Origin of the sequence: Micromonospora sp. WMMD735 (genome assembly GCF_049178995.1) — a bacterium.
In the GTDB taxonomy this organism is placed as follows: Bacteria; Actinomycetota; Actinomycetes; order Mycobacteriales; family Micromonosporaceae; genus Micromonospora; species Micromonospora wenchangensis.
Map to the genome: position 1 here is coordinate 7,265,804 of NZ_JBMHMJ010000002.1, position 23,046 is coordinate 7,288,849.

The 23,046-nt window shown below is 73.0% G+C and carries 18 protein-coding genes; 9 read left to right on the forward strand and 9 right to left on the reverse strand.

Annotated features, from left to right (window positions below; genetic code table 11):
- Window positions 1-56: 56 nt before the first annotated feature.
- Window positions 57-857 (reverse strand): peroxide stress protein YaaA, encoded by an 801-nt coding sequence (gene yaaA / locus ACN268_RS31490; RefSeq protein ID WP_421486642.1) that lies wholly within the window; start codon window positions 855-857, stop codon window positions 57-59.
- A 159-nt stretch (window positions 858-1,016) separates the two neighbouring features.
- Between yaaA and ACN268_RS31495 the strand changes: the two genes are divergently transcribed.
- On the forward strand, window positions 1,017-2,057 hold the full coding sequence (locus ACN268_RS31495; protein ID WP_357932909.1) for an App1 family protein: 1,041 nt from the start codon (window positions 1,017-1,019) through the stop codon (window positions 2,055-2,057).
- 15 nt (window positions 2,058-2,072) lie between these two features.
- Here the strand turns inward: ACN268_RS31495 and ACN268_RS31500 are convergent, their stop codons facing one another.
- From ACN268_RS31500 to ACN268_RS31510, 3 genes are all read right to left on the reverse strand, one after another.
- Window positions 2,073-3,560 (reverse strand): M48 family metallopeptidase, encoded by a 1,488-nt coding sequence (locus ACN268_RS31500; protein WP_421486643.1) that lies wholly within the window; start codon window positions 3,558-3,560, stop codon window positions 2,073-2,075.
- A gap of 72 nt (window positions 3,561-3,632) precedes the next feature.
- A complete protein-coding gene (glgB, locus tag ACN268_RS31505; protein ID WP_421486644.1) occupies window positions 3,633-5,735 on the reverse strand; it encodes a 1,4-alpha-glucan branching protein GlgB in 2,103 nt (700 codons plus the stop codon).
- Window positions 5,723-7,951: a maltotransferase domain-containing protein gene (locus tag ACN268_RS31510; protein ID WP_421486645.1), complete on the reverse strand. Its 2,229-nt coding sequence runs from the start codon at window positions 7,949-7,951 to the stop codon at window positions 5,723-5,725. Before ACN268_RS31510 ends, glgB begins: the two co-directional genes overlap by 13 nt.
- Window positions 7,952-8,144: 193 nt before the next feature.
- On the opposite strand from ACN268_RS31510, the gene ACN268_RS31515 reads away from it, so the two are divergent.
- On the forward strand, window positions 8,145-8,420 hold the full coding sequence (locus ACN268_RS31515; RefSeq protein WP_421486646.1) for a hypothetical protein: 276 nt from the start codon (window positions 8,145-8,147) through the stop codon (window positions 8,418-8,420).
- 61 nt (window positions 8,421-8,481) lie between these two features.
- A complete protein-coding gene (locus ACN268_RS31520) occupies window positions 8,482-8,793 on the forward strand; it encodes a hypothetical protein (protein WP_421486647.1) in 312 nt (103 codons plus the stop codon).
- A 448-nt stretch (window positions 8,794-9,241) separates the two neighbouring features.
- Here ACN268_RS31520 and glgA read toward each other — a convergent pair whose 3' ends face one another.
- On the reverse strand, window positions 9,242-10,444 hold the full coding sequence (glgA, locus tag ACN268_RS31525) for a glycogen synthase (protein WP_421486648.1): 1,203 nt from the start codon (window positions 10,442-10,444) through the stop codon (window positions 9,242-9,244).
- 95 nt (window positions 10,445-10,539) lie between these two features.
- Here glgA and glgC point away from each other — a divergent pair, with 95 nt between their 5' ends.
- The 4 genes from glgC to ACN268_RS31545 all read left to right on the forward strand — a co-directional run bounded on the left by glgC (window position 10,540) and on the right by ACN268_RS31545 (window position 16,298).
- Entirely contained in the window at window positions 10,540-11,772 is a 1,233-nt protein-coding gene (glgC, locus tag ACN268_RS31530) for a glucose-1-phosphate adenylyltransferase (protein WP_421486649.1), read from the forward strand.
- A gap of 74 nt (window positions 11,773-11,846) precedes the next feature.
- Window positions 11,847-13,484 (forward strand): phosphoglucomutase (alpha-D-glucose-1,6-bisphosphate-dependent), encoded by a 1,638-nt coding sequence (gene pgm / locus ACN268_RS31535; RefSeq protein ID WP_421486650.1) that lies wholly within the window; start codon window positions 11,847-11,849, stop codon window positions 13,482-13,484.
- Window positions 13,485-13,642: 158 nt separating this feature from the next.
- Window positions 13,643-14,950 (forward strand): hypothetical protein, encoded by a 1,308-nt coding sequence (locus ACN268_RS31540; protein WP_421486651.1) that lies wholly within the window; start codon window positions 13,643-13,645, stop codon window positions 14,948-14,950.
- Between the two features lie 64 nt (window positions 14,951-15,014).
- Window positions 15,015-16,298, forward strand: coding sequence for a hypothetical protein (locus ACN268_RS31545; protein WP_421486652.1), 1,284 nt, complete (start codon window positions 15,015-15,017; stop codon window positions 16,296-16,298).
- A 30-nt stretch (window positions 16,299-16,328) separates the two neighbouring features.
- Here ACN268_RS31545 and ACN268_RS31550 read toward each other — a convergent pair whose 3' ends face one another.
- The 3 genes from ACN268_RS31550 to gmd are packed head-to-tail and all read right to left on the reverse strand — an operon-like array spanning window position 16,329 to window position 19,662.
- Window positions 16,329-17,453 (reverse strand): DegT/DnrJ/EryC1/StrS family aminotransferase, encoded by a 1,125-nt coding sequence (locus ACN268_RS31550; RefSeq protein ID WP_421486653.1) that lies wholly within the window; start codon window positions 17,451-17,453, stop codon window positions 16,329-16,331.
- The gene (locus ACN268_RS31555; protein ID WP_421486654.1) at window positions 17,450-18,652 is read right to left on the reverse strand and encodes a glycosyltransferase; all 1,203 of its coding nucleotides are present in this window, start codon (window positions 18,650-18,652) and stop codon (window positions 17,450-17,452) included. The genes ACN268_RS31550 and ACN268_RS31555 overlap by 4 nt, the downstream gene beginning before the upstream one ends.
- Window positions 18,649-19,662 carry a GDP-mannose 4,6-dehydratase gene (gene gmd, locus ACN268_RS31560; protein WP_421486655.1) on the reverse strand — a complete coding sequence of 338 codons (1,014 nt, stop codon included), beginning with the start codon at window positions 19,660-19,662 and terminating at the stop codon, window positions 18,649-18,651. Before gmd ends, ACN268_RS31555 begins: the two co-directional genes overlap by 4 nt.
- A gap of 182 nt (window positions 19,663-19,844) precedes the next feature.
- Between gmd and ACN268_RS31565 the strand changes: the two genes are divergently transcribed.
- A complete protein-coding gene (locus ACN268_RS31565; protein ID WP_421486656.1) occupies window positions 19,845-21,086 on the forward strand; it encodes a glycosyltransferase family 4 protein in 1,242 nt (413 codons plus the stop codon).
- Between the two features lie 64 nt (window positions 21,087-21,150).
- On the forward strand, window positions 21,151-22,275 hold the full coding sequence (gene wecB, locus ACN268_RS31570) for a non-hydrolyzing UDP-N-acetylglucosamine 2-epimerase (RefSeq protein WP_421486657.1): 1,125 nt from the start codon (window positions 21,151-21,153) through the stop codon (window positions 22,273-22,275).
- On the opposite strand, the gene ACN268_RS31575 is transcribed toward wecB, so the two are convergent.
- Window positions 22,204-22,917, reverse strand: coding sequence for a NeuD/PglB/VioB family sugar acetyltransferase (locus ACN268_RS31575; protein ID WP_421487051.1), 714 nt, complete (start codon window positions 22,915-22,917; stop codon window positions 22,204-22,206). The genes wecB and ACN268_RS31575 overlap by 72 nt on opposite strands.
- Window positions 22,918-23,046 lie beyond the last annotated feature (129 nt).

Sequence of the window (23,046 nt, forward strand, 5' to 3'; positions counted from 1 at the left end):
CTGCCGGTCGGCCCGCCTCCAGCCATCGGCACCGGATTTGAGGAAATCTTGCGTTCCTAGAGTTCGGTCACCACCACGTCGATCTGCCGGGGCCGCCCCGCCCTCACCGGCTGCTCCTCGACCGGATACTTCAGGTCACGCAACGCGCCGATCAACGCGGTCGCGGTCCGCGGCCGGGCCCCGGCCAGCAGCAGGTCACGGACCAGCCGCCCCTTGGTGGCCTTGTTGAAGTGACTGACCACCGTGCGTTCGCCCGGCCGGCGCTCGTGCAGCACCCGCACGGTGACCGTCCGACCGGCCAGCTCCGTCGGCGGCGTCCAGGTCGCCGCGTAGGCGGCGGAGCGCAGGTCCAACACCGGGCCGCTGCCGGCCGCCGCCGTCAGCACCGGTGACAGCACCCGCCGCCAGTACGCCGACAGCGCCCCCACCCCCGGCAACCGCGCCCCGATCGGGCACCGGTACGGCGGGATCCGGTCGGCGAGCCGGACCGCGCCCCACAGGCCCGAGCTGACCAGCACGGTGCGGCGGGCCGTCCGCAGCGCCCCGGGCGGCAGGGTGGCCAGGCCGAGCGCCTCGTAGAGCACCCCGGTGTAGACCTGCCCGGCGGGTGCGGTGGCGGCCCGGTCCAGCCGGGCGTTGCGGGCCAGCTCGCCCCGCTGCCCGGCGGTCAACCCGAGGGCGGCCAGGGCGGCGTCCGCGGCGGCGTCGGACCCGCCGGTGGCACAGAGCGTCATCAGCGCGCCCAGCACCTCCTCGCGGGCCGGGGTCAGCTCGGGCAGGCAGAGCCGGGTCAGGTCGAGCCGACGACCGGTGCCGGCGTCAGCCTTGCCCTCGGAGGGCGGCAGCAGGATGAGCACCGGCACAGCGTACGGGCCGGGGTCGGCGTCCCGGCCGGACGGCGCTCGGGCCGCTCCCGCTCCCACCCGGGTCGTCGGCCCGGCGTGTTGCCGGTGTCACCGGCCGACTACCAGGGCGCTCGCCTGGCCGCTCCCGGACACCTGTGGCAGGGTTGCACCGTGCCCTCCACCACCGCGAGCCAGCTGGCCGTACCCACCCTGCACCGGGCCGCGCGGATCGAGGACGCCCTGCACCAGCTGGTGGAGCGCCGGCTGCGGCGCACCGGGTGGCAGCCCAACATCGTCGCGTACGCCGGTTACGGCGCCCCCGGCTGGGCCCGGGTGCTGTGCCGGGTGCTGCTCAGCCGCCCCGACCGGCGGCAGGGGCGGCTGGAGAAGGTCCGTGGCTGGCGCAGCTTCGCCACCCTGCCCGCCAAGCACGTCGAGGTCACCATCGAGGCGGGTGGCAGCGTGCACACCGCCCAGGCCGACCGCAGCGGCTTCGTCGACACCGTGGTCAAGGCCGACTTCACGCCCGGCTGGGCATCGGTGCGGCTGCGGGTCGCCGACGCCGAACCGGTCGAGGCGCTGGTCCGGGTGATCGACCCGGAGGTGCGCCTGGGCATCCTCTCCGACATCGACGACACGGTCATGGTGACCGCGCTGCCCCGGCCCATGCTGGCCGCCTGGAACACCTTCGTCCTCGACGAGCACGCCCGTACGGCGGTGCCCGGCATGGCGGTGCTCTACGAACGCCTGGTCACCGCCCACCCGGGCAGCCCGGTGTTCTACCTGTCGACCGGCGCGTGGAACGTCGCGCCGACGCTGACCCGGTTCCTGTCCCGGCACCTCTACCCGGCCGGCCCGCTGCTGCTCACCGACTGGGGGCCGACGGCCGACCGCTGGTTCCGCAGCGGGCGGGAACACAAGCGGGCCACCCTGGCCCGGCTGGCCACCGAGTTCCCCGACGTGCGCTGGCTGCTGATCGGCGACGACGGCCAGCACGACCAGGAGATCTACCGGGAGTTCGCCGCCGCCCACCCGGAGAACGTCGCCGGGGTGGCGATCCGCCGGCTCTCCCCGACCCAGTCGGTGCTCGCCGGTAGCCTGCCCGTGCCGAACGACCGGCCGTCCTCGGCGGGGCCGGTGGGGCAGAAGTGGCTCTCCGCCCCCGACGGGGCCGGCCTGTGGAAGCTGCTCCGCGACGCCGGCCTGGTCTGACCACCGGCCCGACGGTCAGGTGGTCGGGGCTGCTGCGGGGGTGGCGGTCGTCCGGATTCCGAGCGCGGCAAGACGCTCCCGTGCGGCCGGCACGGTGGCGGGATCGGCCGACAGGTCCACCAGTTCGCCGAGCGGCAGCGGTTCGCCGGCGGTGGTGGACAGCTCGGGCGGGCCAGACCAGGAATGCCGCCACGAGGCGGCGGCCGAGTCGACCGCCGCAGCCTCCAGCGCCCCCTCGTAGGCCACCGTCAGGAACCGGAGGGCGTCCTCCTCGGCGGAATCCGGGGCCAGCTCACGGGCGAGGTCGAGGCACCGGTCCTGGGCGAGGAGGTCCAGCAGCAGGCCGAGATCGGCGTCGGGTCGCCCGGTCAGTCGCGCCGCCGCCCGGTACAGCGGGTCGGCCTGCTCCCGGGCGGACCGGTGAGCGAGGGTGGGGGTGAGCCGGTCCCAGGGCAACAGCCGGGTTCCGGGCCGGTCGAACAGGCTCTCCCGGAGCCGGCGACCTGCGGTGACGAGGTCGGGAACCAGGACGGTGGCGGGGCGGCGATCCGGGATGACGGACACGTCCGGCACGAAACGCAGTGCGGCGATCCGTTCCCTGAGCGGCGGGTGCGACTCCCACCAGGCGGGCTCGGCGGGGGCGACCTCGACACTGCGCTCGCGGATCTCCTCGCGGCACTCGGCCAGGTAGGCGGCGAACCCCTCGAACAGATCCTCCGGGAGGTGCCCACGGTCGTACGCCGGCAGCACGTGGTCGGCGAGGTACCCGTCCCAGCCGGTGCCCACCAACCGGATCTCGCGTAGGGCGTTCACCATGGCGTCCCGCCCGGCGACGGCCACCGCGTAGCGGTCCGCCTCGTACTCCATCTGCCGGCTGATGCCCTGCTCGACGGCGACGAACAGGCGGGCATACGCGGAGAGGACCGCGCGTAGCACGCCGTCCACGGTGTTCTGGGCGGTCCCGACGATCATCATCCGGGCCCGCAGGGCGATGCGCACGCTGCGTGTGTGCCGGCCGGAGAAGTGCCCCGTCTCGTGGGCGAGGACCGCCCGGATCTGGTCGACGGTGTACGCCGGCAGCAGGGGCAGCCCGAGGATCACCGTACGGCGGCCGGGCAGCAGGCCGAGCAGCCGCACCTCCTCGGTCACCGCGGCGTTGGCCTCGGCGACCAGGCGGAGGTCGTCCGGCTCCCGGGTGCCCACCCGGGCGGCGAGGTCCCGGACGATGCGCCACAGCTCGGGTGCCTGTTCCGGGCTGAGCAGGATGCCGGTCAGTGGGGCCGGGCGTCGGGTCAGCACCCGGCCGAGAGTGAAGACCAACGCGAACAACACGGTGAGGGCGGCACCGACGACGAGCGGCCGGAACTCCCTGGTGCCGGAGCTGTCCCCGTCGGTGCCGTAGCCCAGGCCGAACGCCCCGACCCCAACCACCAGCGCGACGGCCAGGACGAGGAAGCCGACGAGCAGCACGACGGACAGCACTGCCTGCAACCACGTCTTCACGCGCGTTCCTCCCCCGGTGCGGCGAGCACAGTATCGACCGGAGGAGATGCGCCACAAGGCCCTTTCGGACGGTCAGTCGCGGCGCAGCCAGAGCACGCCGAGCGGGGGCACCCGCAGTGACACCGAGGCGGGCAGGCCGTGCCAGGGGACGTCCTGGGCGTGTACCGCGCCCAGGTTGCCCACCCCGGACCCGCCGTAGTGGTGGGCGTCGGTGTTGATCACCTCGGTCCAGGTGCCGGCGGCCGGCAGGCCGACCCGGTAGTCCTCCAGCGGGCTCGCCGAGAAGTTCGCCACGCAGACCAGGGTCGCGCCGTCCGGGGCGATCCGGACGAAGGAGACCGTGTTGTTGGCGACGTCGTCACCGGCGATCCAGCGGAACCCGGCCGGGTCGGTGTCCTGCGCCCACAGCGCCGGGGTGTCCCGGTAGGCGGCGTTGAGGTCGGCGACCAGCCGCTGCACCCCGGCCCGCGCCGGATCGTGCAGGAGATACCAGTCGAGGCCGCGCTCCTCGCTCCACTCCCGGTCGTCGCCCAGCTCGCAGCCCATGAAGAGCAACTGCTTGCCCGGGTGCGCCCACATGTACGCCAGCAGCGCCCGTACGTTGGCCAGCCGCTGCCAGGTGTCGCCGGGCATCTTGCCGGCCAGCGACCCCTTGCCGTGCACCACCTCGTCGTGGCTGATCGGCAGCACGTAGTTCTCGCTCCAGGCGTACGCCAGCGAGAAGGTGAGCTGATGGTGGTGGTGCTGCCGGTAGATCGGGTCCTTCGCGGTGTAGAGCAGGGTGTCGTGCATCCAGCCCATGTTCCACTTGAAACCGAAGCCGAGCCCGCCGTCGGCGGTGGACCGGGTGACCCCGGGCCAGGCGGTGGACTCCTCGGCGATCATCACCACCCCGGCGTGGTGCTTGTAGACGGTGGCGTTGACCTCCTGCATGAAGGCGATCGCCTCCAGGTTCTCCCGACCGCCGTGCTGGTTGGGCAGCCACTGCCCGTCGGGGCGGGAGTAGTCCAGGTAGAGCATCGAGGCGACCGCGTCGACCCGCAGGCCGTCGACGTGGAACTCGTCGCACCAGTAGAGCGCGTTGGCGACCAGGAAGTTGCGGACCTCGCGGCGGCCGAAGTCGAAGACGTACGTGCCCCAGTCGGGGTGCTCGCCGCGACGCGGGTCGGGGTGCTCGTAGAGCGGGGTGCCGTCGAAGCGTGCGAGGGCCCACTCGTCCTTGGGGAAGTGCGCGGGCACCCAGTCCAGCAGCACCCCGATGCCGGCGGCGTGCAGCCGGTCCACCAGGTACCGGAAGTCGTCCGGGTCGCCGAACCGGGAGGTGGGCGCGAAGTAGCCGGTGACCTGGTAGCCCCAGGAGCCGCCGAACGGATGCTCCATCACCGGCAGGAATTCCACGTGCGTGAAGCCCATCTCGGTGACGTACGCGGTGAGCTGGTCGGCCAGTTCCCGGTAGCCGAGGCCGGGCCGCCACGAGCCGAGGTGCACCTCGTACACGCTCATCGGTTCCCGGTGCGGCTGCCGGCGGGCCCGCCGCTGCAGCCACTGCGCGTCGGTCCACTCGTAGCGGGACCGGTGCACCACCGAGGCGGTGGCCGGCGGCACCTCCGCGTACGCGGCCATCGGGTCGGCCTTGTCCCGCCACCGCCCGTCGGCACCGAGGACGCGGTACTTGTAGCGGGCGCCCTCCGGTGCGCCGGGCACGAAGATCTCCCAGACGCCGCTGGACCCGAGGCTGCGCATCGGCCAGCCGTCGTCGGGACCCCAGCCGGTGAAGTCGCCGACCACGCGCACCCCACCGGCGTTCGGGGCCCACACCGCGAAGGCGACGCCGCCGTCGCGGACCTGCGCGCCGAGCGCCTCCCAGAGCCGCTCGTGCCGGCCCTCGCCGATCAGGTGCAGGTCCAGCTCGCCGAGGGTCGGCGGGTGGCGGTACGGGTCGTCGGTGACCCACCCGTCGACGTCGACCCGGTAGTCGAGCACGCTGCCCTCGACGCGGGCCTCGAAGACGCCGACGTCGTGCACCCGCTTCATCGGGTGCCGGTCGTCGCCGACGAGCAGCGCCACGTCACCGGCGCCCCGCCGCAGGGTGCGGATCGTGGTCCACCCGTCGGCGGGGTGCGCGCCGAGCAGGGCGTGCGGGTCGTGCGTCGCGCCGGCGATCAGCTGGTCCATCGGTCGTCCTTCGAGGCGGGGTCGGTCGGGGTGCTGCCGTGCGGGGCACGGCCGGTCCTGGTGCCGCCGGCCCTGGCGCGGCGGGTCCTGGCGGGGCCGGGCGCGGGGAGGTCGGTCGCGGCGGGGCCGGTCGGCTGGTCGGCCTCCGGGGCGGGGGTGGTCGGCGCGGTGCCGCCGGAGAGTTCGGCGGGTACCTCCGTCACGGTCAACCCGACCGGTTCCGCGCCGGCCGGAATCTCGGCCGGCGGCGTCGGCGGGCGGCGGACCGTCAGCACGTGCGCGGGTTGCAGGTACGGGTCGAGCCGGACCGCGTTGCGCTGGCCCCACTCGTAGCGGGCCCCGGTCAGCTCGTCGTGCACGGTGAACCGTTCGTGCCAGTCGAAGCCGAGCGCCGGCATGTCCAGCGTCGTGTTGCCCCACTGCACCGTGTGCGAGTCGAACGAGCAGACCACGATGACCGTGTCGCCGGTGTCCGGGTCGTGCTTGGACCAGCAGAGCAGTGCCGGGTTGTCGATGTCGTGGAAGACCAGGTTGCGCAGCTGGTGCAGGGCCGGGTGCTCGCGGCGCACCCGGTTGAGGGTGGCGACGAACGGGGCGAGCGAGCGGCCGTGTGCCTGCGCGCCGGCCCAGTCGCGGGGACGCAGCTCGTACTTCTCGTTGTCGAGGTATTCCTCGGCCCCGGGGCGGGCGACGTGCTCGAACAGCTCGAACCCGGCGTAGATCCCCCAGGACGGGCTGAGCAGCGCGGCGAGCACCGCCCGGATCTTGAACATCGGCGGTCCGCCGTGCTGCAACGACTCGTGCAGGATGTCCGGGGTGTTGGGCCAGAAGTTGGGCCGCATCCAGTCGACCGAGGCGACCAGCTCCTCGCAGTACTCCCGCATCTCGGCGGCCGTCGTCCGCCAGGTGAAGTAGGTGTACGACTGGGTGAAGCCGATCTTGCCGAGGCCGTGCATGATCGCCGGCCGGGTGAACGCCTCGGCCAGGAACAGCACGTCCGGGTCGGTGCGCTTGACCTCGGCGATCAGCCAGTGCCAGAAGTCGAACGGCTTGGTGTGCGGGTTGTCCACCCGGAAGATCCGGACGCCCTCGCCGATCCAGTGGCGCACCACCCGCAGCACCTCGGCCCGGATGCCCTCGGGGTCGTTGTCGAAGTTGACCGGGTAGATGTCCTGGTACTTCTTCGGCGGGTTCTCCGCGTACGCGATGCTGCCGTCGGCGCGGGTGGTGAACCACTCCGGGTGCTCGGTCACCCAGGGGTGGTCGGGGGCGCACTGCAACGCCAGGTCCATCGCCACCTCCAGCCCCTGCTCGGCGGCGGCGGCGACGAAGTCGCGGAAGTCTTCAGGCGTACCCAGGTCGGGGTGGATGGCGTCGTGGCCGCCCTCGGCCGCGCCGATCGCCCACGGTGAGCCGACGTCGTCGGGGCCGGCGGTCAGCGCGTTGTTGCGGCCCTTGCGGTTGACCCGGCCGATGGGGTGGATCGGCGGCAGGTAGAGCACGTCGAAGCCCATCGCCGCGACCCCGGGCAGCCGGTCCATCGCGGTGACGAAGGTGCCCGAGCGGGCCGGGGCGTCGACGGTGGCCGGGATCGCGCCCTCGGAGCGGGGGAAGAACTCGTACCAGGCGGAGAAGAGCGCCCGGGGGCGGTCGACCCAGAGCAGGTGCGGGGTGCCGGTGGTGACCAGTTCCCGCACCGGGTGGGCCCAGAGCAGGTCGGCCAGGTCGAGGGCCGGGGCGACCCGGCGGGCCAGCTCGGCCTGCTCGTCGCCCAGCGCCTTCACCGCCGCCGTGACCCGCCCGGTCGCGTCGGCCGGTACGAGGTCCAGGGCGGCGGTCAGCACCCGCACGCCCTCGGCCAGGTCGTTGGCCAGTTCGGCCGCGCCCTGCCCGGCGGCGACCTTCTTGGTCACCGCGTTGTGCCAGGTCAGGTACGGGTCCTGGAACGCCTCGACGGTGAACGACCACTCGCCGACGGCGTCCGGCCGGATGGTGGCGTGCCACCGGTCCTGCCCCGGCTCGCCCGGCCGCATCCGGGTGAACGGGCGGGTCACGCCGTCGGGGCCGTGCCAGACCACGTTGCAGCCGAGCGCGTCGTGCCCCTCCCGGTAGGCGCGGGCCGACACCGGCACCAGCTCGTCGACCACCGCCTTGGCCGGGTAGCGACCGCAGGCGACGACAGGGGAGACGTCTTCGATCGGGAACCGTCCGCTCACCCGCTCAACCTACTGTGCGAGATCCCCTCGCGCTCAACCAAGCGTCCCCTTCGCCCCGCTCCGGCACTGCCGCCCAGGTCCGGACACATGGCGTTGCCGTGAGATCACCACGTGTGTATGGTCGGCCGGGTCAATCGACAGGTCGCAATCTGGAGGTAGGATGAATCGGCTCAAATCACGCGCGGCTACCCTCGTGGCGGGCGCTGCCGTCGCCGGCCTCGTCGCGGCCGCGGTGCCCGGCTCCGCCGCCCAGGCCGGTTACTACCAGTACCGCAAGTGCTCCAACGCCGCCTCCCTCTCCTTCTTCGTCGACAGCACCTCGTCGACGACGCGGTGGCCGCACCAGATCGGCCACAACAACGTGATGTACGCGGCGCAGGAGGCCAACGGCCGCTACCACGTCTCGCTCTGGGACACCTCGGGCGACACCAACGGGTGGGTCAGCACCGCCTGGGTCCGCGCCTGCTGAGCGACCCGACGCCGACGACGGCACGGCCCCGCCCCACCCATCCGACGACCCGGAGGTATCCATGAGCACGATCGGCAAGCGCACGGTAGCCCTGCTGACGGCGACCGCCCTGACCAGCCTCGGCGCGACCGTGGCGACCGGTGGTGCCGCCCAGGCGGCCTACTACCAGTACAGCAAGTGCTCCACCGCCAGCACCCTGTCCGTCTTCGTGGACAGCACCTCGTCGACCACGAAGTGGCCGCACTCGGTCGGCTACAACACCCGGATGTGGGCGGCGCAGGAGGCCAACGGCCGCTACCACGTCTCGCTGTGGAACGCCTCGGGTGACACCAACGGGTGGGTCAGCACCGCCTGGGTCCGGCCCTGCTCGTAGCTCTGCCCACCGCAGGCGTCCGTCCTGGCCGTCGTTCTCCGGCGGTGCCGCCGCGTCGGCTGGCATCCTTCTGCCAGCCGGGCACGTCGTAGGTGCGAGCGGCGGGCAGGGGTGCCGTCTCCGACGACGATCCTGAGGGCGCGTCGACGGTCATGGAACCTGTCCGCGTTTGGCGACACTGTCGTCGGAGACCTGTATGCCTGTCAGGCATAAATATGCCTGACAGGCATACAGGTCTCTTGGGGGTGGTAGCCGTCGGGTGACGATCCAGCCGCGCTCCAGGATGGGGAGGGCGTAGCGGACCGGCCAGGCGCTCGACCGGTGGTGCTGTGGTCACCGGGGCCGCCCTCGGCGAGGTCACGGCGGCGTCGGTACGCCATGAGCGGCTGGTGGCCGGCGACGAGTGGCGGCGGCTGCCCCCTGAGCACCGGCCGCGGACCTGCCCCTTCTATGCCCGCAGCGAGCGGTACAGCTCCAGGGTCTGGATGGCGATGGCGTCCCAGGAGAAGTGCTCGACGGCCCGCTGCCGACCGGCGAGACCGAACGCCTCGGTGCGCTTCGGGTCGGCCAGCAACCCGTTGATCGTCGCGCCGAGGTCGGCGACGAAGCGGTCCGGGTCCAGCGGGTTGCCGGAACCGTCGCCGGCCTGCTCGATCGGCACCAGCAGCCCGGTCTCGCCGTCGGCGACCACCTCCGGGATGCCGCCGGTGGCGGTCGCCACCACCGCCGTCTCGCAGGCCATCGCCTCCAGGTTGACGATGCCCATCGGCTCGTAGACCGAGGGGCAGACGAAGATCGTGGCGTGGGTGAGCACCTGGATCACCTCGGGCTTGGGCAGCATCTCGGCCACCCAGACCACCCCGGACCGGTTGGCCCGCAACTCGGTGACCAGCTCCTGGACCTCGGCGGCGATCTCCGGGGTGTCCGGGGCGCCGGCGAGCAGCACGAGCTGGGTGTCGGTGGGCAGCTCCCGGGCCGCCCGCAGCAGGTACGGCAGGCCCTTCTGCCTGGTGATCCGCCCGACGTAGACCACGCTGGGGCGGGCCGGGTCGATGCCGAGCCGGTCCAGCACGTCGGTGCCGTGGTCGGGGGCGTACTGGGCGGTGTCGATGCCGTTGTAGACCACCCGCACCCGGTCGGGGTTCACCGCCGGGTAGGCGGTCAGCACGTCCCGGCGCATCCCGGCGCTGACCGCGACGATCGCGTCGGCGGACTCCATCGCCGTCCGCTCGCACCAGGAGGAGAGCGCGTAGCCGCCGCCGAGCTGCTCGGCCTTCCACGGTCGCAGCGGCTCCAGGCTGTGCGCGGTCACCACGTGCGGCACCCCGTACAGCAGCTTGGCGGTGTGCCCGGCCAGGTTGGCGTACCAGGTGTGGCTGTGCACCACGTCGGTGCCGGCGCACCCGGCGGCCATCGCCAGGTCGACGCCCATGGTGCGCAGCGCGGCGTTCGCGCCGGTCAGGCTGGCGGGCTCGGGGTACGCGGTGACGCCCGGCTCGTCGCGGGCCGCGCCGAAGCAGTGCACCCGGACGTCGGCGAGCCGGCGCAGCTCCCGGGCCAGGTACTCGACGTGCACCCCGGCCCCGCCGTACACCTCCGGCGGGTACTCGCGGGTCAGCAGGTCCACGCGCAGCGGGGCGGAGTCGGTCATGCCCGGCACCCTAGTGCAGAATCCGGCCGCGCACCGGTCGCGGAACTGTGCCCGTACGAGTGGTGAAGTCGCAGCGGTATGGATAGCGTCGGGTCATGGCTGCCAAGGTGCTCGCGATCGTCCTGGCCGGCGGAGAGGGCAAGCGCCTCATGCCGCTCACCGCGGACCGGGCCAAGCCGGCCGTCCCGTTCGGCGGGATGTACCGCATGGTCGATTTCGTCCTGTCCAATCTGGCGAACGCCGGCTTTCTCAAGATCGTCGTGCTGACCCAGTACAAGTCCCACTCGCTGGACCGGCACATCACCAAGACGTGGCGGATGTCGACGCTGCTCGGCAACTACGTCACGCCGGTGCCGGCCCAGCAGCGCCGGGGCCCGTGGTGGTTCGCCGGCTCCGCCGACGCGATCTACCAGAGCTTCAACCTGATCAACGACGAGCAGCCGGATTACGTGATCGTCTTCGGCGCCGACCACATCTACCGGATGGACCCCCGGCAGATGGTCGACGACCACATCGCCTCCGGCGCGGCGGTCACCGTCGCCGGCATCCGCCAGCCGCTGTCGATGGCCGACCAGTTCGGCGTGATCGAGGTCGGCGAGGACGGCAAGCGGATCCGGGCGTTCCGGGAGAAGCCCACCGACGCGGTCGGCCTGCCCGACGCCCCCGACGAGATCTACGCCTCGATGGGCAACTACGTCTTCTCCACCCGGGCGCTCTGCGAGGTCGTCGAGCGGGACGCGGCCGACAAGACCAGCAAGCACGACATGGGCGGCAGCATCATTCCGATGCTCGTCGAGCGGGGCGAGGCGAACGTCTACGACTTCAAGGACAACGAGGTGCCCGGCAGCACCGACCGGGACCGGGGCTACTGGCGGGACGTGGGGACGCTCGACTCGTTCTACGACGCGCACATGGATCTGATCAACGTGCACCCCGTGTTCAACCTCTACAACTTCGACTGGCCCATCTACACCGACCAGCCGCCGTACCCGCCGGCGAAGTTCGTCCACCAGTGGGGCGAGCGGGTCGGTCGGGCGGTCGGCTCGATGATCTCGCCCGGCGCGGTGATCTCCGGCTCGCTGGTGGAGAACTCGGTGGTCTCGCCCAAGGTCAAGGTGCACTCCTGGGCGCAGGTCGACGGCGCGGTGCTGATGGAGGGCGTCGAGATCGGCCGGCACGCGGTGGTCCGCCGGGCCATCCTCGACAAGAACGTCTTCGTGCCCGAGGGCGCCGAGATCGGGGTCGACCTGGAGAAGGACCGGCAGCGCTACACGGTCTCCGACAACGGCGTCGTCGTCATCGGCAAGGGGCAGCGCGTCGAGCCCTGAGCCCGGGTGTGTGACCCGGCCACCACCGGGGAAGACAGCGCACCCGCCCCCTACCACCCGAGGAGGTTTCCGCAGTGGCCCACCCCCGTGCCGGACAGCCCGCCGAGCCCGCCGACCTGGTCGACGTGCCCCAGCTGGTGACCGCCTACTACGCGGAGCACCCGGACCCGGACGACCCGGCGCAGCAGGTCTCCTTCGGCACCTCCGGCCACCGGGGGTCCAGCCTGCGCAACGCGTTCAACTCCGACCACATCCTCGCCGTCACCCAGGCGCTCTGCGACTACCGCCGCAAGCAGGGTCTGACCGGGCCGCTCTTCCTGGCCCGGGACACCCACGCGCTGTCCGCCCCCGCCGAGGCCGACGCGCTGGAGGTGCTCGCCGGCAACGGGGTGACCGTGCTGCGGGACAGTCGTGACGGCTACACCCCCACCCCGGCGCTGTCGCACGCCGTGCTCACCCACAACCGGGGGCGCACCGACGGGCTCGCCGACGGCATCGTGATCACCCCCTCGCACAACCCGCCCGACGACGGTGGCTTCAAGTACAACCCGACCAACGGCGGGCCCGCCGACACCGACGTCACGAGGTGGATCCAGGACCGGGCGAACGCGATCCTGGCCGCCGGGCTCAAGGAGGTCAGACGCATCCCGTACGCGCGGGCGCGCGCCGCCGACACCACCGGCACGTACGACTTCCTCGCCGGCTACGTCGACGACCTGCCGTCGGTGCTCGACATCGACGCGATCCGCGACGCCGGGGTGCGGATCGGTGCCGACCCGCTCGGCGGGGCCAGCGTCGCCTACTGGGGCGAGATCGCGCAGCGGCACCGCCTCGACCTCACCGTGATCAACCCGCTGGTCGACCCGACCTGGCGGTTCATGACCCTCGACGGCGACGGCAAGATCAGGATGGACTGCTCGTCGCCCAACGCGATGGCGTCGCTGATCGCCGCCCGGGACCGGTTCCAGGTCTCCACCGGCAACGACGCCGACGCCGACCGGCACGGCATCGTCACCCCCGACGGGGGCCTGATGAACCCCAACCACTACCTGGCGGTGGCGATCGGGCACCTGTTCCGTACCCGGTCGCAGTGGGGTCCGGCGGCGGCCGTCGGCAAGACCCTGGTCTCCTCCTCGATGATCGACCGGATCGCCGCCGACCTGGGCCGGCCACTGCTGGAGGTGCCGGTCGGCTTCAAATGGTTCGTCCCCGGGCTGCTCGACGGCACGGTCGGCTTCGGCGGCGAGGAGAGCGCCGGGGCGTCGTTCCTACGCCGCGACGGCAGCACCTGGACCACCGACAAGGACGGCATCCTGCTCTGCCTGCTCGCCGCCGAGATCATCGCGACCACCGGGAAGACTCCGAGCGAGCACTACGCCGCGCTGACCGAGCGCTTCGGCGCACCCGCGTACGCCCGGATCGACGCCCCGGCCAGCCGGGAGCAGAAGGCGGTGCTCGGCCGGCTGTCCCCGGAGCAGGTCACCGCCACCGAGCTGGCCGGCGAGCCGATCACCGCCACCCTGACCAGCGCCCCGGGCAACGGCGCGTCCATGGGTGGGCTCAAGGTGACCACCGAGTCGGGCTGGTTCGCCGCCCGCCCCTCGGGCACCGAGGACGTCTACAAGATCTATGCCGAGTCGTTCCAGGGCCCGGAGCACCTGGCCCGCATCCAGGACGAGGCGAAGTCCCTGGTCGACGAGGTGCTGGGCTAGCAGCCGGACGAGGTCGTCGCGCCCCGCCGGTCACCGCACGGTGACCGGCGGGGCGTAGTCGTCCGCGCCCGTTCCCGGGGTTTTCTCCCCGGGAGCGTGTCGCCACCCCCGCTGGCTCGTTGCGCAGGGGGCGGCCGAAAACGAGGGGGAAGCAGCTGATGACCTGGTCCAGGGTGGCCCCCGACCCTGGATCGACGATCGGCCAGCCCGCCCCCCACGTGACCCGTCCGGTCGGTGGTGACCGGACGGCACGCCGGCGGGAACTCGTCGGTGGGCTGCTGCGCTGCTATCCGGTCACGTTCCTGCTGCTCGCGCCGTACGTGCTGCTGATCCTGCCGATGGCGGTGTTCTACGGCAACCCGCAGACCGGCTTCATCGTGTCCCTGCTGGGGCTGGCGTTGCTGGGCAGCGTCACCGTCGAGACGGTCGGCCTGCTCTTCGGGCGGCCCGATCCGCAGTGGCGGCAGGGCATGCGGCAGGCGACCGCCCGGTATCCGTACATCTATCCGGTGGCCCGGCTGGTGACGCTGACCAGCATCGCCGCCGACCTGCTGGGTGCCTACCTCGGCCGGGGCAGCATCGTCGCGCAGATCTACGGTGAGCTGCCGGACGCGCCGATGGCGGCGCTGACCAAGCTCTTCTCCGGCTGGGGCGCGCTGGGCTTCGCGCTGCTGGTCGCCAGCCACCTGGGCGGGCGGTTGTCCCGGCCGAAGCTGTACAGCTGGCTCGGCGCGCTCGTCGCGACCCAGGTGGTCGTCACCCTGCTGACCGCCCTCACCGCCCCCCTGATCGCCTTCGGTTTCTTCGTGGCTGCCGCCGGGGTGGTGTGCGGCGTGTTCCGGGTGCGGCACCTCCTGCTCGGCACGGTGGTGCTGGTGCTGTTGTGGCCGTCGATGTTCGAGTACCGCAACGGCATCCGGGAGGACCAGGGAATCGCGGTGGACAGCGCGGTCACGTCGACGGACCGGCTGCGGCTGGACCGGCAGTTGACGGCCGCCGCCGGCATCGAGGTTCCGGTCGACCTGGGTCAGCCCGACCTGACCGACCACCTCCGCTACGGCCTGGTGCCCCGGATTCTCGACCCGGACCGGCCGGCCCTGTCGACGGGACAGCAGATCAACCAGTTCCTCGGCGGCGGGCCGACGTCCGCCTCCAACTTCCTGCTGCTGGGCAACATCTGGTTCTTCGACGGTCCCGTCGGGGTGGTGGCCGTACACGCCTTCTGGGCCGGGTTCGTGGCGTTGCTGCTGCGCTGGCGGGGCCGCCCCGGCCCGGCCAGGTTGAGCCTGTTCTGCCTGGTCTGCTCCGACGTGCTGCTCTGGTCCGGGACCTACCCCGACTCGACCATCGGTTTCCTGCAACACGTGGTGTCGGCGATGACGGTCTTCTTCCTGCTGTGGCTGACCCGCACCATCGCCGCCCGGTCCACCCGCCGCATCCCCCGCCCGGCGGGCAGTCCGGAGTGATCCGGGGGCGACCGGCCGACCTCGCCGGTGGGCGGGTCCGGTGAGCGTCCGGGCCGGGGCTCCGGTGACCGGACGCGGTGCCGCCGCGGACCGCCCCCGGTCCGGCCGCCGCGCCCTGCTCGCGCTGGTCGTCGGGGGGTTGTCCAGCGGGGGCAACCTGCTGGTGGCGGTCACCGTCACCCGGCTGGAGTCGATCGGCGGGGTGGGCGAGTACGCGTTGGCCTTCTCCTGTTACGTGCTCGGCTCCGGGCTGGTGCGCAGCATGGTGACCGAGGCGACGCTGGCGGCGGGGACGGGCGTCGCCCCGGCCGCCCGACGGGTCGTCCTGCTCGGGGTGCTCTGCGGCGTTCCGGTCGGTGCCGCCGGGGTGGCCTACGGGTCGCCCTATCTGGTCGGGGTGGGCCTCGCCCTGCCGGGCCTGGTGCTCTACGACCACGCGAAGGCGGTCGCCGTCGGGCTCGGCGTCCCGTCGGGCGCGCTGTGGCAGGAGGCGACCTGGGGGGCGGTCACCGGCTGCGCCGCGCTGGCCGGCCTGCTCGGCCTGGTCGACGCGCCGTGGGTGGTGGCCGGCTGGGCGGTCGGCGGCGGCGTGGTGGGCGTGGTCGTCGCGGTCCGGCGCGGCTACGTCCTGCGGCCCGGCTGGTACGTCGACCGGGCGCAGCGCCGGGTCGCGCTGGGATTCGGTACGCAGTTCCTGCTCACCACCGGGTCGGCGCAGGTGTCTCTCAGCGCGGTGGCCGCCTTCGCGGGCACCCCGGTGGTCGGCGCGTTGAGCGCCGGGCGGACCCTGCTGGGGCCGGTGAATCTGCTCCTGTCCACCGCGGCCACGCTGACCCTGCCCTACCTGGCCCGCACCCGTACCGCGTCCCGCTCGGTCCGGTCCCGGGCGGCCGTGCGGGTCTCGCTGCTGGTGGCCGTCGGTGTCCTGCCGATGACGGCGGCGGTCGCCCTGCTGCCCGACCCGCTGGGCAGGATGCTGCTCGGCGGCAACTGGGAACCGGCCCGTAGCCTGCTGGTGCTGCTGGCGCTGGAGAGCCTGTTCGCGGTGCCGGCCGCCGTCGGCTTCGCCGGGCTGCGGGTGGAGCAGGCGAGTCGCCGGGCGATCCTGCTCGGTGTCCTGCTGGGCGGGCTGCGGGTGCCGGTGGTCGTCGGTGCGGCGGTCCTGGGTGGGGCGGTCGGCGCGGCGGGCGCTCTCGCGGCGTTGGCCCTGGTCAGCGCGGTCGCCTGGGCGGGCAGCTACCTGCTGCTGCTGCGGCGGGTGGCCGGGCACACGCCGGCCCACCGGTGGGATGCCCGGTCCCACCACCCGGCTCACCGTCGACACCACCCGGCCCCGCCCATGGGCTGAGCCGGGGGCGGGACCGGGTGGGACGACGGCTCAGCCGACGGCCGCCAGGGCGGTGCGGACGCGTTCCACCACCGTCTTGACCCCCGGCTCGGTCAGCTCCGGATACGTGGGCAGGTTGATGCCCCGCCGGCTCAGGTCGGCGGTCACCGGGCAGTGCGCCGCCGGATCGTGGTGGGCGGGCAGCTCGGGGATCGGCACGAAGAAGGGCCGGGTCTCCACGCCGAGCCGGTCCAGCGCCAGCGCCAGCGCGTCCCGGGAGGTGGCGTCCCCGGCGGGCCCGACCAGGAAACAGGCCATCCACGGCGCGCGGCGGACGCCGGCCAGCACCGGCTGGGCCGACAGCGCCGGCTCGTCGGCGAGCTGCGCCTCGTAGCCGGCGACCACCGCGTCCCGCCGGGCGATGATCTCGTCGGCCCGGTCGAGCTGGGCGCAGAGCAGCGCGGCGGACAGGTTCGTCATCCGGTAGTTGTAGCCCAGCACCGGGAAGTAGTACCGCCGCCGCGGGTCCATGCCCTGGTTGCGCAGCAGCCGCATCCGCTCGGCCAGCGCGGCGTCGGAGGTGGTCACACAGCCGCCCTCGCCGGCGGTGATCACCTTGTTGCCGAAGAACGAGAAGGTCGTGGCGTCGGCCAGGGAACCGGTCGGCTCCCCGTCGAGCGTGGCCCCGAAGGACTCCGCGGCGTCGGCGACCAGGAGCAGGCCGTGCCGGTGGCACAGCGCACGCAGGGCCGGGTAGTCGGCGGGGTGGCCGTACAGGTCGACGGCGACGACCGCCCGGGTCCGTGGCCCGATCGCCGCGGCCACCGCGGCCGGGTCGACGCACCAGCTCTGCGGCAGGACGTCCACGCAGACCGCCCGCGCCCCGCAGTACGCGACGGCGTTCGCGGTCGCCACGTAGGTCAGCGCGGGCACGATGACCTCGTCACCCGGACCGATCCCGGCGGCGGCGAGGACGAGGTGCAGGGCGACCGTGCCGTTGGCGGTGGCCACCGCCGCGTCGGCGGCGCACCGGCGGGCGAAGCGGTCCTCGAAGTCGGTGAGGAAGGGACCCTGGGAGGAGACCCAGCCGCTGCGCACGGCCTCGACGACGTACCGTTCCTCCAGGTCGGTCAGGCTCGGACGGGCCACCGGATAGCGGTCGTCGGTCAGGCTCACGAGGGTTCCTCCCCGGTCAGCTCGGCGGCGAACGCCGAGCGCGGCATCGGTCCCGGCCGGCCGTCGGCCACCCAGCGCAGCACGTCGAGGTAGTCGCCGCCGGTCGCGGTCCAGGTGCGGGTGGCCAGCCGGCCGTCGGCGTGCCGGGCGGCGGCGGCGTAGCGCGCCCGGTCGGCCAGCAGCCGGTAGACCGCCTCGGCCAGTGAGGCGGGGTCGGTGGCCCGGAAGACGGCCGCCTCGGCCCCGGTGAACTCCAACTGCGCCAGCAGCGGTTCGGCGTCCGCGCAGGCCACGGGCAGGCCCCAGCTGAACGCCTCCAGCATGGCACCGCTCGCCGCCTCCCACAGCGACGGGATCACCACCGCGTCGGCGCGGGCGTAGAGGGCGTTCAGCTCGTCGAGGGTGACGAAGCCGGGGAAGGAGACCCGGCCGCGCAGGTCGGGCTGCGCGGCGCGGGCGAGCAGCCGGCTGGCGTCCGGCTCGACCAGCGGCCCGGGGCAGACCAGCCGGCACTGCGGGAGCAGCGCCATCGCCTCCAGCAGCGTCGCGTGGTTCTTGTGGCCCGCGGTGGACGACGGGTAGAGCAGCAGACCCGGTTCGGGGCGCGCGGCGGCGCGGGCGGGCGCGGGTTGGAACGTCGGGGTCGGGATGAGCGCGGTCCGCTCCGCCGCCTCGGGGAACAGCCGCAACATCTCCCGGTACGGGTGCGGCCAGGTGACCACGAGGGCGGATGCGCGGGCCACGTTCTCCCGGACCACCGCGGCGAAGCCGGGAGCGTGGAAGGCGGCCCGCAGGTGCCGCAGGTCGTGCACGACGACGACGGACGGGCCGGGACCGATCGGGACGCCGTGGAACGGGTGGAGCGTGACGTCCGCGCCGCGCTGCCGGGGCACCGAACGCTGCCGGACCGCGTTGACCGCCCGGCGTACGGCAACCGAGTCGCGGACCCGGGTCGGTGTCCACCGGCGCAGCAGCTGCCCGCCGGCGGTGTCCGAGCGCAGCGGCTGGGCGACCTCGGCCCAGTCGAGCCGGTCGGCGGGCACCCGGCCGCGCCACCGGTCCAGGGTGCCCCGCAGGACGTTCACCCGCAGCTCGCAGGAGGTGTCGGCGGCCATGCCGGTGAGCAGGCCGTAGGTGAACGCCTCGACCCCGGCGGCGTGCCCCGGCCGGATCGGGGTGGCCTCGACGGTGATCCTCATCGGTCCACCCGCACCAGGCGTCCCATCCGCTCGTCCTCCAGCAGTTGTCGGTCGGCGTCCACCATGATCCTTACCAGGTCGCCGAAGAGGGTCTTGGGCGCCCAGCCCAGCCGCCGCCGGGCCTTGGTGTAGTCGCCGACGAGCGCGTCGACCTCGGCCGGCCGGAAGTAGCGGGGGTCGATCTCGACGTACCGTCGCCAGTCGAGCCCGACCCGGTCGAAGGCGGCCTCGACGAACTCCCGCACCGAGTGCCCCTCGCCGGTGGCCACCACGTAGTCGTCGGGGGTGTCCTGTTGCAGGGACAGCCACATCGCCTCGACGTACTCCGGGGCGTAGCCCCAGTCCCGGACGGCGTCGAGGTTGCCCAGGTAGAGCTTGTCCTGGATGCCGGCCTCGATCCGGGCGACCGCACGGGTGATCTTGCGGGTGACGAAGTTCTCGCCGCGCCGGGGGCTCTCGTGGTTGAACAGGATGCCGTTGACGCAGAACATGTCCCACGACTCGCGGTAGTTGACCGTCGTCCAGTAGGCGTAGACCTTGGCGCACGCGTACGGGCTGCGGGGGTGGAACGGGGTCTGCTCACGTTGCGGGGGCGGGGCGGAACCGAACATCTCCGACGAGGACGCCTGGTAGAAGCGGCAGTCGACGTCGGCCGCCCGGGCCGCCTCCAGCATCCGCAGGGCGCCGAGCCCGGTGACGTCGGCGGTGTAGCCGGGGACGTCGAAGGAGACGCGGACGTGGCTCTGCGCGCCGAGGTTGTAGATCTCGTCAGGCCGGACGTCGCGGATCAGCGCGGTCAGCGACGCCGGATCGGACAGGTCGCTGTAGTGCAGGAACAGCCGGGCCTCGCCGTCGCGGGGATGGACGTCGACCCGGTCTATCCGTTCGGTGTTGAACGAGGACGACCTTCGCTTTATCCCGTGCACCGTGTAGCCCTTGTCGAGTAGGAACTCGGACAGATAACTACCGTCCTGACCGGTGGTGCCGGATATGAGTGCCACTCGCGACATGGGGGTCCTCTCGGGCCGGGTCAGATGTGTGTCCGTCGACTTCCTTATACCGGCTCGCGCCCTGCTGGCTGCGGGTTTCACGGCTAATGTTCGACAGCTTCGCGATAATTGCGCAACGCAGTCACGAAAAGCGCCCCCACTCGTTGAGCCACTCAGTTTCGTGTCTTCAGCGAGGAGCGAGGATGGCCGGCGACACCAGCCCCGCGACGGAAGTCGACGAACGGTTGGCCGAAGCCGGTCGGAACAGTTTCCGGGTCCTCGTCACGGCCGGCTACTTCAGCCCCGGCTGGCGCGCCGGAGGACCCGTCCGTTCCCTCTCCGACGTGCTCGACACGGCGAGCGCCGGGGTCTCCACCGTCCTGCTGACCCGCGACCGCGACCTCGGCTGCCCCGCCGCCTATCCCGGCCTGTCCGGCACCTGGGTACGCCGGGGCCGTACCGACATCTTCTACCTCGGCCCACGGCACCCGGCGCACTGGCGGACGCTCTGGCGCTCGCTGAGCTCGGCCCGGTTCGACCTGCTCTACGTCAACAGCGTCTGGTCGGTCTTCTCGATCCTGCCCATCGTCGCGGCCCGGCTCGGCCTGCTGCGGGCCGAGCGCATCCTGGTGGCCCCCCGGGGCGAGTTCGGCGCGGCCGCCCTCGGCCTGCACCGGCTGCGCAAACGGGTGTTCCTGGCCGGCTGGCGGTGGATGCTGCGGGGACCCCGGGTGCTGTGGCACGCCACCGGGCCGCAGGAGGTCGCCGACATCCTCCGGGTGCTGCCCCGGGCCCGCATCGGGGTGGTGGCGATCGCCCCCGGCCCCGAGCCGTACCCCGCCCCGGCCGAACTGCCGCCCGCCGACCACACCCGGCTGGTCTTCATCAGCCGGATCTCCCCGATGAAGAACCTCGACCTGGTGCTCGCCGCGCTCGCCCACGTCCGGGCCCCGGTCCGGCTGGACGTCTACGGCCCGGTCGAGGACCCGAGGTACTGGCAACGGTGCCAGGAACTGTGGGCGGCCCTGCCGGACCCGTCGGTGGTCAACTACCGGGGTGAGCTGCCCCCCGGGCAGGTCGGCCCGACGTTCGCCCGGTACGACGCGTCCGTCCTGCCGACCCGGGGCGAGAACTTCGGCAACGCCATCGCGGAGAGCCTCGCGGCGTACTGCCCGGTGATCTGTTCGGACCGGACGCCGTGGACGCCCGTGTTGCGCGACGGCGGCGGGCAGGTGCTCACCGAGCTGACCCCGGCGGCGCTGGGCGAACTGCTCACCCGGGTCGCCACCGCCCCGCCCGCCCAGCGGCGCGCGGCACGGCTCAGCGCGGGGGAGGCCTACCGCCGGTGGCGGCTCAGCCGGCCCCGGGTCAGCGTGCTCGACCAGGCGTGGCAGGCGGTCGACGAACCGCCGCACCGGGTGCCCCCGCAGGGCCGGACGTCGTGACCACCGCCGACCCGTCCGGCCGGCGGTGCCCGCAACCACCGAGACCAACCACGAGGAGGCGTCCGTGACCCGGGTGATGACCGTCGTCGGGACCAGGCCGGAGATCATCCGCCTGGCCCGGGTGATCGACACGCTGGACCGCACCGTGGAGCACACGTTGGTGCACACGGGACAGAACTGGGACCCGGCGCTGTCCGACATCTTCTTCACCGAGCTGGGCGTACGCCCGCCCGACCGCTTCCTGCGGGCCGACACCCGGTCGCTCGGCAGCCTGCTCGGCGCGGTGCTGGTCGGCACCGAGAAGGCGATCGGCGAGCTGCGGCCGGACGCGCTGCTGGTGCTCGGTGACACCAACAGCGCCATCGCGGCGCTGATGGCCCGGCGGATGAAGGTGCCCGTCTACCACATGGAGGCGGGCAACCGCTGCTTCGACCTGAACGTGCCGGAGGAGACCAACCGGCGGCTGGTCGACCACGTCGCCGACTTCAACCTGGTCTACTCCGAGCACGCCCGGCGCAACCTGCTCGCCGAGGGCCTGCACCCCCGCCGCATCCTGCACACCGGCTCACCCATGCGGGAGGTGCTCGACCACTACCGGCCACAGATCGAACGGTCCACCATCCTGGCGCAGCTCGCCCTCGAACCGGGCGGCTACTTCGTCGTCAGCGCCCACCGCGAGGAGAACGTCGACCATCCGGACCGGCTCCGGCGGCTGCTCGACTGCCTGTGCGCGGTACGCGACGAGTGGCGGCTGCCGCTGCTGGTCTCCACCCACCCGCGCACCCGTAAGCGGCTGGAGGTGCTCGCCGTCGACGGCACGCTCCTGGACGGCATCACCTTCCACGAGCCGTTCGGCTTCTTCGACTACGTGACCCTGCAACGGCACGCCCGGTGCACGCTGTCCGACAGCGGCACCGTCAGCGAGGAGGCGGCGATCCTCGGCTTCCCGGCGGTGACCCTGCGGGAGTCCATCGAGCGTCCCGAGGCGCTGGACGCCGGCGCGATCGTGATGACCGGCCTCGACCCGGCCGGCGTGGTCGAGGGCGTACGGGTCGTGGTGGACCAGGTGGCGGCCGGTCCGGTCGACTGCCCACCGGACTACCGGGTCCCGGACACCTCACGCCGGGTGGTCGACTTCATCCTGTCGACCGTGCGCCGGCACCACGACTGGGCGGGCATCCGCCGCTGACCCCGGCACCGGCCGGGCGGGCACCCCGGTGACCACCGTGCCCGCCGGGACGTCCCTGGTCACGCACGCGCCCGCGCCCACCACGGCGTCCCGACCGACCCGCAGTCCCGGCAGGACGGCGGCGGTGGTGCCCACCATGACGCCGTCGTCCAGCCGGCAGTAGCCGGAGACCGCGGCGAGCGGATTGACCGAGACGTGGTCGCCGAGCACACTGTCGTGCCCCACGGTGCAGTTCTGGTTGAGGTGCACCTGGCGGCCCAGCACCACGTTCGTCGTCACCCGGGCCCCGCCGGCCGCGAACAGCCCCTCGCCGACGACGCAGTCCGGCCCGATCTCGGCAGCCGGGTGCACCACCGTGGCGGCGGGCAGGCCGTACCGGGCGAGGGCCCGGTCGGTCTCGCGGCGCAGCCGGGGGTGCCCGACGCCCAGCGCCACCGTCAGGCCCGCCGGGCCACCGGCGAGCCAGCGGGTGGGGCCGAGGAAGGGGACACCGAGCCGGCGTACCCGGGCCACGTTCTCCCCGGTCGGGTAGTCGTCGACGAAGCCGAGGACCCGCCACGGCCGCGCACCCACCGCGTGGTCGTTGAGCAGCCGAATTACCCCGAACATCTCCCTGCCCATCCCACCCGCGCCTACGATCACTACGTCGGTCGTCAACCGTTGCCCCCTCGGCCACGGGGAGCGCCGGTCGCGCTCCGCCCGCCACCCCGCAGCGGCACCGTCGGTGTTCGCCGGGCGGGGGCACGGGTCGAGTCCACGGCCCGCGGACGC

What these genes read in the sequence shown, in the direction of transcription:
- ACN268_RS31565 (WP_421486656.1), top strand. Translation starts at nt 19,845, where the DNA reads ATGGCCGGCGACACCAGCCCCGCGACGGAAGTCGACGAACGGTTGGCC.
- ACN268_RS31540 (WP_421486651.1), top strand. Translation starts at nt 13,643, where the DNA reads ATGACCTGGTCCAGGGTGGCCCCCGACCCTGGATCGACGATCGGCCAG.
- ACN268_RS31555 (WP_421486654.1), bottom strand. Translation starts at nt 18,652, where the DNA reads ATGAGGATCACCGTCGAGGCCACCCCGATCCGGCCGGGGCACGCCGCC.
- glgC (WP_421486649.1), top strand. Translation starts at nt 10,540, where the DNA reads ATGGCTGCCAAGGTGCTCGCGATCGTCCTGGCCGGCGGAGAGGGCAAG.
- glgB (WP_421486644.1), bottom strand. Translation starts at nt 5,735, where the DNA reads ATGGACCAGCTGATCGCCGGCGCGACGCACGACCCGCACGCCCTGCTC.
- glgA (WP_421486648.1), bottom strand. Translation starts at nt 10,444, where the DNA reads ATGACCGACTCCGCCCCGCTGCGCGTGGACCTGCTGACCCGCGAGTAC.
- gmd (WP_421486655.1), bottom strand. Translation starts at nt 19,662, where the DNA reads ATGTCGCGAGTGGCACTCATATCCGGCACCACCGGTCAGGACGGTAGT.
- ACN268_RS31520 (WP_421486647.1), top strand. Translation starts at nt 8,482, where the DNA reads ATGAGCACGATCGGCAAGCGCACGGTAGCCCTGCTGACGGCGACCGCC.